At 35.4% G+C, this 10044-nt stretch carries 9 protein-coding genes; all 9 read right to left on the bottom strand.

Annotated features, from left to right (window positions below):
- Positions 1 to 87 precede the first annotated feature (87 nt).
- The 9 genes from WC906_04310 to WC906_04270 all read right to left on the bottom strand — a co-directional run bounded on the left by WC906_04310 (position 88) and on the right by WC906_04270 (position 9769).
- The gene (locus WC906_04310; protein ID MFA5777637.1) at positions 88 to 1191 is read right to left on the bottom strand and encodes a glycosyltransferase; all 1104 of its coding nucleotides are present in this window, start codon (positions 1189 to 1191) and stop codon (positions 88 to 90) included.
- 293 nt (positions 1192 to 1484) lie between these two features.
- Positions 1485 to 2594: a glycosyltransferase family 1 protein gene (locus tag WC906_04305; protein ID MFA5777636.1), complete on the bottom strand. Its 1110-nt coding sequence runs from the start codon at positions 2592 to 2594 to the stop codon at positions 1485 to 1487.
- A 114-nt stretch (positions 2595 to 2708) separates the two neighbouring features.
- Positions 2709 to 3716: a rod shape-determining protein gene (locus WC906_04300; GenBank protein MFA5777635.1), complete on the bottom strand. Its 1008-nt coding sequence runs from the start codon at positions 3714 to 3716 to the stop codon at positions 2709 to 2711.
- Positions 3717 to 3861: 145 nt separating this feature from the next.
- Positions 3862 to 5157 carry a UDP-N-acetylglucosamine 1-carboxyvinyltransferase gene (murA, locus tag WC906_04295; GenBank protein ID MFA5777634.1) on the bottom strand — a complete coding sequence of 432 codons (1296 nt, stop codon included), beginning with the start codon at positions 5155 to 5157 and terminating at the stop codon, positions 3862 to 3864.
- Between the two features lie 302 nt (positions 5158 to 5459).
- On the bottom strand, positions 5460 to 6350 hold the full coding sequence (locus WC906_04290) for a CAP domain-containing protein (protein MFA5777633.1): 891 nt from the start codon (positions 6348 to 6350) through the stop codon (positions 5460 to 5462).
- A gap of 128 nt (positions 6351 to 6478) precedes the next feature.
- The gene (locus WC906_04285) at positions 6479 to 7201 is read right to left on the bottom strand and encodes a hypothetical protein (protein ID MFA5777632.1); all 723 of its coding nucleotides are present in this window, start codon (positions 7199 to 7201) and stop codon (positions 6479 to 6481) included.
- Positions 7202 to 7214: 13 nt separating this feature from the next.
- Positions 7215 to 7382, bottom strand: a complete 168-nt coding sequence (locus WC906_04280) for a hypothetical protein (GenBank protein ID MFA5777631.1) — start codon at positions 7380 to 7382, stop codon at positions 7215 to 7217.
- 17 nt (positions 7383 to 7399) lie between these two features.
- A complete protein-coding gene (locus tag WC906_04275; protein ID MFA5777630.1) occupies positions 7400 to 8614 on the bottom strand; it encodes a hypothetical protein in 1215 nt (404 codons plus the stop codon).
- Positions 8615 to 8629: 15 nt separating this feature from the next.
- Positions 8630 to 9769, bottom strand: coding sequence for a DnaJ domain-containing protein (locus tag WC906_04270; protein MFA5777629.1), 1140 nt, complete (start codon positions 9767 to 9769; stop codon positions 8630 to 8632).
- Positions 9770 to 10044 lie beyond the last annotated feature (275 nt).

Below are 10044 nucleotides of genomic sequence, written 5' to 3'. Positions count from 1 at the left end.
TCATTGAATTTACAATTTAACAATTTTCAAAATTTGGAAATTTAGTCATTGAAAATTGATTGTAAATTGAAAATTGAAAATTGAAAATTACAAGACTTTGTTTATAAACGCACCTAATTCTCTCTTAAATCTCTCTTTCGAAAACTCTTTAGCTCTATTAATAATATCCGCTTTATCATAGCTGCTTTCTTTTTCAATAAATCTCCTCACTCCATCCGCCAAAACTTCCGGGGTCTGGGCATCAAAAAATTCTCCGGTTTTGCCCTCTTCCACAATTTCCAGCACTCCTCCTTTTCGATAAGCGATTACCGGCACGCCATAGCTCATCGCTTCGACTATCGTCATTCCAAAATCATCATCCGCCGGAAAGATAAAAGCCCTGGCATTTGCATAATATTCAGATAATTTTTTATCGGAAGCCCAACCTAATATCTTTATATTATTCTTAGCTATTTTTTCCAGATACTTCCTCTGTTTTCCTTCGCCGATTATTATCAACGGCAATCCTAATTTATTAAAAGCTTCCACCGCCAAATCCACTTTTTTATACGGAGACAAACGAGAAACAATCAAAAAATACTTCTTATTTGTTTCCGGCTTTCCTGATTCATAATTCATAATTCGTGATTCATCAAATGCCGAAGGATATATGACAATGCTTTCTCTTCTGTAATATTTCTGAATTCTTTCTTGAGTATAGCGAGAATTGGCAACCAGATAATCCGGCCTTTCTGAGGCTAATTTATCCCACATCCGAACATAGCTGAGCAATAATCTAGAAAAAAATCCTCTAATATATCCGTGCGAAAGTTCCCAGGCAAATCTCATCGGCGAGTGAAGATATGAAATGTGAACGGTATTAAGCCTAGTCACAATTCCCTTACTCCATGCTCCAGTCGATGAAATTACCAAATCAAATTCGCGAAGATCGAAAGTTTCCGGAACAATCATGAAGAATGGCAAGAGCCACTGGTATCTTTTTCGTAAAAACTTCGGAAATTTCTGAAGATAAGAAGTTCTAATCTCCTTTTTGACAAACTTATCACCCATTTTCTCTCGGTCATACAGTAAGGTATAAATCGGCGCCTCCGGAAACATCTCTCCCATCACTTCCAAAACCCTCTCCGCCCCGCCATACTGGACCAGAAAGTCATGCACAATGGCTATTTTAAAATCTTGACTTTTTTGCATAGATGTTATACATTAATATGAAACATGAATGTTTCAAAATCTAGTTCTTAGGAGGTGAATTGTGCTAGGAGGGATACAACAAACTCAGGTTGTTGAATGTTCTGTGTGTGGAAGCCACGAAACAACTGATGTTTCGAAGGCAACATACTCCGGTAAATACTCCGATTGCCCATGTTGCGGAAGGAGAGTAGGCGATCCGTCGAACAAAAATTACCAAGCGAGAGCGAGAAGATGGAATAAGGAACACAAATAAACGATAGAAGTATTCAAGGAGTGAGTCATTGACTTGCTCCTTATTTTTTATCCATTATTAAGTTGCTAACTTCCTCCCCGCATTTTTCCCAACTAAACCTCTTAACATTTTCCAAACCTCTATTTATTATATCATTTTTCAACTTTTCCTCCGAAATTAGCTCATATGTCGCTTTCGCAATTTCTTGCGGACTGTTCGGATCTATCAAAATCGCTGAAGAATCAGCTATCTCCGGCATTGAGGAAATATTCGACGTCACGACCGGCGTTCCGGCGCTTTGCGCCTCCAAAATCGGCAAACCGAATCCTTCATAAAAACTGGGAAACAGGAACACCTCCGCATTTCTAAGTAATTCATACTTTTCCTCGTCGCGCACAAATCCCTTTAAAATAATATCGTTTTTGTATTTCGCAACTTGTATTTCGTATTTAATCTTATTAAAACCAAAACCGGGATTTCCCGCTAAAATCAATTTATGCGGAATTTTATATTTTTCTTTTAATATTTCAAAAGCTTTAACAATTCCGCAAATATTCTTTCGCTCTTCGAGTCTCCCGATAAAAAGCAAGCATGGTTTTAATTTAGAACTTTTGTCATTGGAATTTGATTGAAAATTGAAAATTGAAAATTGAAAATTGCTATCATAGCCCTCATATATAACTTTAATCTTTTCCGGCAAAACTTCATACAACTTCATCAGATCATTTCTAGTATTATTAGACACTGCTATGATAGTCTTCGCCCACTGACAGGAATTTTTAATCACGCATCGCATATAAATCTTTTCCCAAAAAGAATAGGCATTGGGACAAAACTCGTATTCCAGGCCATGTATTGTGACTACCGTATTATCGGGATGTACGAACGGAATCGTATGCGCCGGAACAAATAATACATCGACAGAATAAAATAATAACTCTAGCGATAATCCTATTTGAGTCCAAAAATAAGGCCATTTTACAACTTTAATTCTCCAGTTCTCCGGAAGCTTTTGACTTTCAGCTTTTGACTTTTGACTCCGTCTTACATATAAAACAACCTGATGACTCTTCAATTTGTCTCTCAGGTTTTTTATCACTTGATAAGAGTATTCTTCGATGCCGGTGCGATTATTTATGAAAGCTCTAGATGCATCTATCCCGATCAGCATAATAATTTTTAATTTTTAATTTTTGTAATTTTTAAATAAATCCTAAATCTAAATTTTTAAACATTAAAAATTAGAAATTATTTACAAAATTAAAAATTATAAAATTTAAAAATTCTACTTTGTCATCATTATTGTCCTCTTATAAACTTCCAAATTATCAAGAGCAATTCCGATTCCTTTTATCACGCAAAATAGCGCATCGTCAGCCACATAGCATGGGACGCCAATTGTTTTTGTGATAAGTTGATCCAAATTTCGAAGGAGCGCCCCGCCGCCGGAAAGAACCATTCCTTTATCAATCACATCCGCCGCCAGTTCCGGAGGAGTTTCCTGAAAAACTTTTTTAATTGCATTGATTATTTCTCTAAGTTCGTCCTGAATCGCTTCCGTTATTTCATTGGATGATATTTTGACAATCCTTGGGAGTCCTCCCATCAAATCCCGTCCTCTTATTTCCATATATTCTTCTTTGACCTGGGCAATAGCAGAACCGATAGAAATTTTAACATCCTCAGCCGTTCTTTCACCGATAACTAATCCGTATTTCCTTTTAATATAATCGGAAATTGCCTGATCGAGCTTGTTTCCTCCAACACGAGCGCTATGAGCCGCCACGATTCCTCCAAGAGAGATAACCGCTATTTCAGAAGTTCCTCCTCCGATATCAATAATAATGTTTCCTTGAGGATTGTGGACCGCTATACCAGCTCCTATCGCTGCCAGGAGAGGTTCTTTGACAACATAGGCTGATTTTGCTCCGGCTTTAATAGCTGCATTAACCACAGCTCGCCTTTCTGTCGAAGTAACCCCGGCGGGAATAGATATCATAATTTCCGGCTTTAAAAAACGTACTTTCCCGCTTACTTTATTAATAAAATATTTTAACATCGCTTCTGTAACCCGGTAATCTGCAATTACACCGTCTTTCATCGGACGACTAGCAACAATGCTATCCGGAGTTCTTCCCAACATTTCTTTAGCGTTATTGCCAACAGCCAAAATTTTGTTTTCAGCTAAAGAAACCGCCACCACTGACGGTTCATTCACCACTATTCCTTTCCCGGGAACAAACACAAGAGTATTGGCAGTTCCTAAATCAATTCCGATTTTTCTAATAAACATGAACAATTTTCAATTATCAATTATCAATTTACAATAAATTTTCAATGAATCAATTATCAATTTTAATTTTTAAAAATTATAAAATTGTAAATTGAATGAAAATTGTAAATTGAAAATTGAAAATTACGGACTTTATATGAATAAACTAGCTCTTAACCCTTTTTATATTAGCTCCTAACTTTGATAATCTTTCTTCAATGCGTTCATATCCTCTGTCTACCTGATAAATTTCTCTTATTGTCGTCTTGCCTTCAGCTACAAGAGCCGCGATTATTAAAGATGCTCCGGCGCGAAGATCAAAACTAATAATATTTTTCCCTTTGAGTTTGGTTGGACCCTCAATAATCGCCCGATGGACATCCAAAACTTTGGCTTTCGCTCCCATTTTTTCTATTTCGGAAATATAATTAAATCTCCCTTCGTACAAAGAATCGTGAATAAAAGTTTCTCCCTTGGCCTGAGTTGCCAAAACTCCAAAAGGCGCTTGAACATCGGTTGGAATTCCCGGATATGGCCTAGTATCAACCTTCAAAACTGCTTTAATATTTTTCGGAGGAATTACTTGAATCTGGTTCTTTCCTATTTTAAAATCAGCTCCAAATTCCCGCAGTTTTTCCAGAACCAAATCCAGGTCATTTTCCCGAGCGTTTTTCACAATAATTGGACTTTTAACCGCTACTCCCATAATCAAAAACGTGGCTGCTTCATTGGCATCAGGTATGACAATGTGCCTTGCTCCTCGAAGTTTTTTTGTTCCCCGAATTTCCAAAGTATGCGTTCCTATTCCTTTTATTTTCGCCCCCATTTTAACGAGAAAATTAGCCAAATCTTCGACATGCGGTTCCGTGGCTGCAATTTTAATTACTGTTTTTCCAGGGATAGAAGCCGCCAGCATCATTGCATTTTCTGTTCCAGTAACAGAAAATTCCTTGAGCACGATATTAATATTCTTTCTTCCAGAAGCATCAACTTCATAGCAATTTATTTTTTCATTTTTATTTTTCTCTATCTCAAATTTCTTATCTCTTACTTTAACTCCCATTTTTGAAAGCGCATCAAAATGGGTATCCAATGGCCTCGCCCCGATAACACATCCTCCCGGATAAGGAATCTTGAAATTATCCAGCCTTCCGGAAAGCGCTCCCAGAAGAAAAATTGAAGAGCGAAGTTTTTTTACTGCTTTCAGATCTAAATTAGATGCATCGACATTTTTCGCTTCAATTTCGATTATTCTTTTCCCCTTCCAAAAAACTTTCGCTCCCAAGCTTTCAATAATTTCAATCATCCGAAAAACATCCTCAATCAGAGGGATATTGGAAATGACGCATTTTTCTCTAGTTAAAAGACAAGCAGTCAGAATGGGAGTAGCTGCATTCTTCGACCCTCTCACTTCAATCTCGCCTTTTAGCTTTTTCCCGCCAATAATTTCAAAATATTCCATATTTGATAGTATAACCTAATATATTGGTTATTTCAAGAGAACTACAAATCCACAAATCTGCTACAAATTTACAAATATTTTAAACTCATACAGAAAATATACTCAAAAAAAGATAAGAAATATTCGTACATTTGTATATTTGTATTTGATTTGTAGATTTGTAGAAATAGCAAAAATCCCGATCGAGTCGGGATTAAATTTGCTATTTATTTCTCCTCTTGGGAGAAAGACAAAGAATTTTGCCTTTTATTTTTTGTTTTTTCTCTATTTTGTTTTTGTTTTTTCTTTATTTAAAATCTTGATTATCTGAAAACAATAGATCCTACTAGCAATAACACCAGAAGGCCGTGCACCGCTTTAAAAATATCCTGGTCCTTCCTCAAATAAATAATTAGATTATGGAAGGCCATCATTAGCGTGATCAAAATATTGACAGTTATGCACATAACCAAAATTACAATTAATGAGACCCAGCTTAATTTCCCCAAAAATCCTCTGTCCTGAAGTAACATATCTTTAAATTTGGAAAAATCTATTTTTGAACCTGATTTATTTTCACCGGAGATATTTCTTCCTCTATTATCCGATCCGTAATTCTCAGTGTTTAAAACAATCCCCTTGTTTTCTTTTTTGTTTTCCTCAAGCAACTTTTTTGATTTATCATCGGAAAGATTATTTTCCTCTTCTTTGATAACTCCGCTTTCCGCCCTAGATCCAAATTCCTGTACTGCTAAAATCACGAGGTTGTTGTCAATAATTCCCTTTCCTACCGCCACGCCGATTTCCTTATAATTAGGATTTAAAATATTTTTTTTGTGAGTCGGGCTGTTCATCCAGGCTTGATGCTCACTTTCCACAGAAGAAAATCCCAAAGCCAAATTTTCCCCGGCATATTTATAATCATACTTATTTTTTTCAAACCAAGACCATGGGGTAATTCCGCTTGGAGAAGTATGAGCAAAATAATTATTCTTAATCATATCGTCGAGTTTGTCTTTGGCAACTTGATCAAGATTTTCGTTTTCTGACAGAGCTTCGACGTTATCTTCAGTTCTGGATTTATTGACTAACTGGATAATAGAATCTTTATTAATCTCGCTGGCCAATGCGATATGGGAAAAAGCAAAAAACGCCAGGGTTATTCCAGCCACAAGGGAAATTATTCCATTTTGTCTCTTGATTACAAATTTCATAAAAATAGCTTAAATAAAGTAAAATAAAAAAGCGTTTCACCCGCGAAACACCCTGTTTTGGCTTCTTTTTTGCACCTTTCCACAACACTATACCGTAATTATAGCGCATTTCGAGCCAAAAGTCAATATTATGTACCTACATTTGATCTTTTTTGAAGCTCGGTCAAATAATCCCATTCCTGTTGTCCCATTGGTTCTATCCCTGTAATAAAAATTATGTCCATTCCAGTTGCGCAATTCATATGAAGATAATTTCCATCCTCATCGCTGGGATGTCCTACTTTGCATTGAAAACCGTCAAAAACTTTCTTATCGATACCAATAACAACTCCTTTTCTATTTTTTGATTCATTTAATATTTTATATATTTCTTTTTTTGTTTTTCCCTTTTTAATAAAATCATCAATCATATCCTCTGCTTCATCGGATAATCCTAGCTGCAAGACTCTTCCAATGTACTGATGCTTCGGATTTCCCAAATCTAATTCAAGCTTTGCTATTATATAATGGGTTTGGGCAAGAACATTGGCATAACTTTCAGCGCGCTCCATAATATCTTTGTCGCTTTCAAATTCTTCTTTAAAAGGGCTTTCTTTTCCGGGAAAAACCTCGCTTTTTGGATAAAAGAAAAACTCTCCCTTTCCATATCCATACTTTTCATCTTTTTCAACTTGCCCAGGCAGATGTCCGTTTTTCATTAAATATTCAATCGATTCAAGACTTGTTCCATGAAATCCAATACAATTTTCATCATCCAATCCCCTTTCAAAAAGATCAGCGACGATTTTTTTAAATTTTTCTTCCTTATTCCCTGCTTCGATTTTATTTTTCGGTATGTCAAAACTATGCATTGAAAATTTCTAATTAATTTAATTTGCTTCTCAGCTCCTCGATCTTGGCTTTTTCTAATTCATGAATAAAATCTTCCAAAATTTTATTTTGTTCCTTCTTTAATTTAGCGATTTTGGCTAAATAATTATTGTAACTTTCTTCAATTTTTTTTGCTCTTTCTTCAATTTCTTTCTGATCCATTTTTTCTAAATTATTATTTATATAGCTCTTTGAAATATTTCTGAAACTTTGTCATTAACCCCATCCCCTGAGAGAAATGACAAAAGCTTTCCTTGTTTAATTTCCTCCACAACTTTTCTTGGATCTCTGTTAAATTGACCTTTTATCACTTCTATAGCCATTTCCGGATCAATCATCTTTGCATCGGCATTGAATGGATTTTTCACAGAACCTCTCTCCCGCAAAGCCTGGAATAATTCGGGAAAATTCTGCGCTTTCTTAATTTTCTCTGCTGAACTTTCCGCAACTTCCGCTTTAGAACTTTCTAATTTACTTCCGCAAGATCCACAAAAATTAGCGCTTATTTCGCTTTCTACTCCGCATTTAGGGCAAACTTTGACCTTAACTTTTTCTCCTTCTTGCTTTAAACCCATTCCTTCTTGCATTTCCCTAATTGTGTCCGCTGCTTTTTTTCTCGCTCTTTCAATCGACTCATCTGATGATTTTTTAAGCTCTGAGAGCTGTTGTTGATGAAGCGCTTTCATTTCTTCATCTTTCTTTTTTAATTCTTCCCTCCATTCTTCTTCCGTTTTTCCACCAGCTTTTTTTGCCGTTTTAATAGAATCCAACGCCTTCTGCTCCATTTCTTTTTTTGTTTTTTCAATATAATCCTCTGCCTCTTCTTGAGTTCTTCCGCCAAACATTGCTTTTTCCTGAGCTTCTTGTGCGCTTGCAATGCGCCGATTGGATTCCTCTTCTTCCGATTTCATTTGCCTAATTTTTTCTTCGTGTTCTTCCTGAATTTTTTTCATTTCCTCTTCATGTTTAATTCTTCCCTCTTCTCTCGACTCTTCTCCCAACTCTTCCAATCTTTTAAGTTTTTGATCAATCTCTTCTCTGCTTCCTTTTTTATTAGCAATTTTTTCAATAAGCATCCCCTCTAATTCTTTTGATAATTCATCAAAAGCTTCCGAGGCGCTCTTGCCTATCCGCTCAATATTTTCTTCGACTCTGTTATTTATTTCTTCTTTCTTTTCCTGAGAAGAAAGTTTAATCGTTTGATTTCCATTATCTATTCCCATTCTCCCATCCGTTTCCATTCCGCTTGAAACAGCTTTTCCATCTGCCATTTTTTCCTTTCCTATTCTTTCAAGATCTTCGAAAGTCGAAACTTTTCCAGACGATTCAATTCCAGTTTCAGGAGTCTCAGTTTTTTTCTCAAGATTAGTTTCTGATTTTTTTTCTAATTCCATATTTTTATCAATATTTTATTTTTTTTCAAAACGTTTTTTATATTCTTCATATAGGTTTTTGGCTATTTTAAATTTAGTCTCGCTTACTCCTATTCCATATCTTGTATTTTTAGTATCCGGATGCCATTCCATGGCACATTTCCTATAGGAGTCCTTAATCTTGCTTTCATCGCTCGCGCCCAAAACCTTGAGTGTTAGTCTGATAAGCTCTGCGTTGCTAAAATTTGTTGCTCCTCTTGTTATGAATTCATGCTCATTTTTTGTTATTCCTAACTCTCTGCATGCAATATCGTCAGCATTCTCTTTTTTTCCAGTTTCTTCTTGTTCTCTCGATTTTCCAAGTAGATTACCGCAATATCCGCAAAAGTTGGCATTTATTCCATTGGCTTTTCCGCATTTTTGGCATATTTTTTCCTGACTTTTTTCACTCGATCCCCCAGCCCCTTTTTCTCCATTGGCGCCTCCACTTTCCTGCCTCCTTCTTTCTTCCTCCACTTCTCTTAAAAAAATATCAATTCTTCTTTGAAAATCCTTGAGCATTTCAAGCTTTGCTTGCCAAGCAGTAAATCCAAGGCTTCCATTTTTAAGACTCTCTAATAATAATATAAAAGTTTTTGCTTTATCCGCATAGCTCTTATTTTTAATATCGGAAAAATTTTGATATTCAACTTTTCTGTAAAGATTATCATATAAATTTTCGAATTCTGATTTTATTTTTTCCTCGTTTTTATTTCCATATATATTGAATTTTTTATTGAAATACACTTCGTTAATCCTAGATTTCTCGTCGAATATTTTATTCATTTTGTCTGACCATTGATCGTATAATCCATTTGAGCTGTTGCCAAACCAATCGAGAATTCTCTTTCGTTCTTCAAAATCAGATCCAGCTATTTCTGTTCTTACTTTCTTCTCTTCTTCCAATTTTTCTTTTAGCCATTCGGATTTCTTTCTCTCGTATTCCAACCATTCGTCAAGATATTTTTTGTCTTCCTCCCACATTTTTTCGGTATATTCTTCTTCCGTATCAGCTTTTAGTGATTTTCTTTCAAACTCCTTTGAATAACCATCTTTATTGCTGCGTTCATTAGCGCCATATTTTCTATTGCCTTTTTCTCCATATCCAGCATTAAAATTTTGTTGTCCAAATTCCATTTTCTTAGCTTAAATTATTATTTTCTAACAAAAAAGACGGCCACCCGTCTTTCAAAAGAGTCATTTTATGATGCAAAAATAGCATTTTCCGTAACTCATGTTATAAGTATAGCATTTTTTAGGGTCTTTGTCTATTTTTTTTGGGATAATGTAAAGAGGAAATAGAAATGTCCGCTTTTGCGGGAAATAAAAATGTCCGCTTTGGACAATTTTGTTAATTTTTAGAATATTGAAATTTTCTCCAAGGATGATCGACAGCCGGCTTTACCGGAATA

This window comes from Parcubacteria group bacterium, assembly GCA_041657845.1.
GTDB lineage: Bacteria > Patescibacteriota > Minisyncoccia > Moranbacterales > JAKLHP01 > JAKLHP01.
The sequence above is the reverse complement of the archived record's forward strand: the minus strand, read 5'-3'. Positions and strand labels throughout refer to the sequence as shown.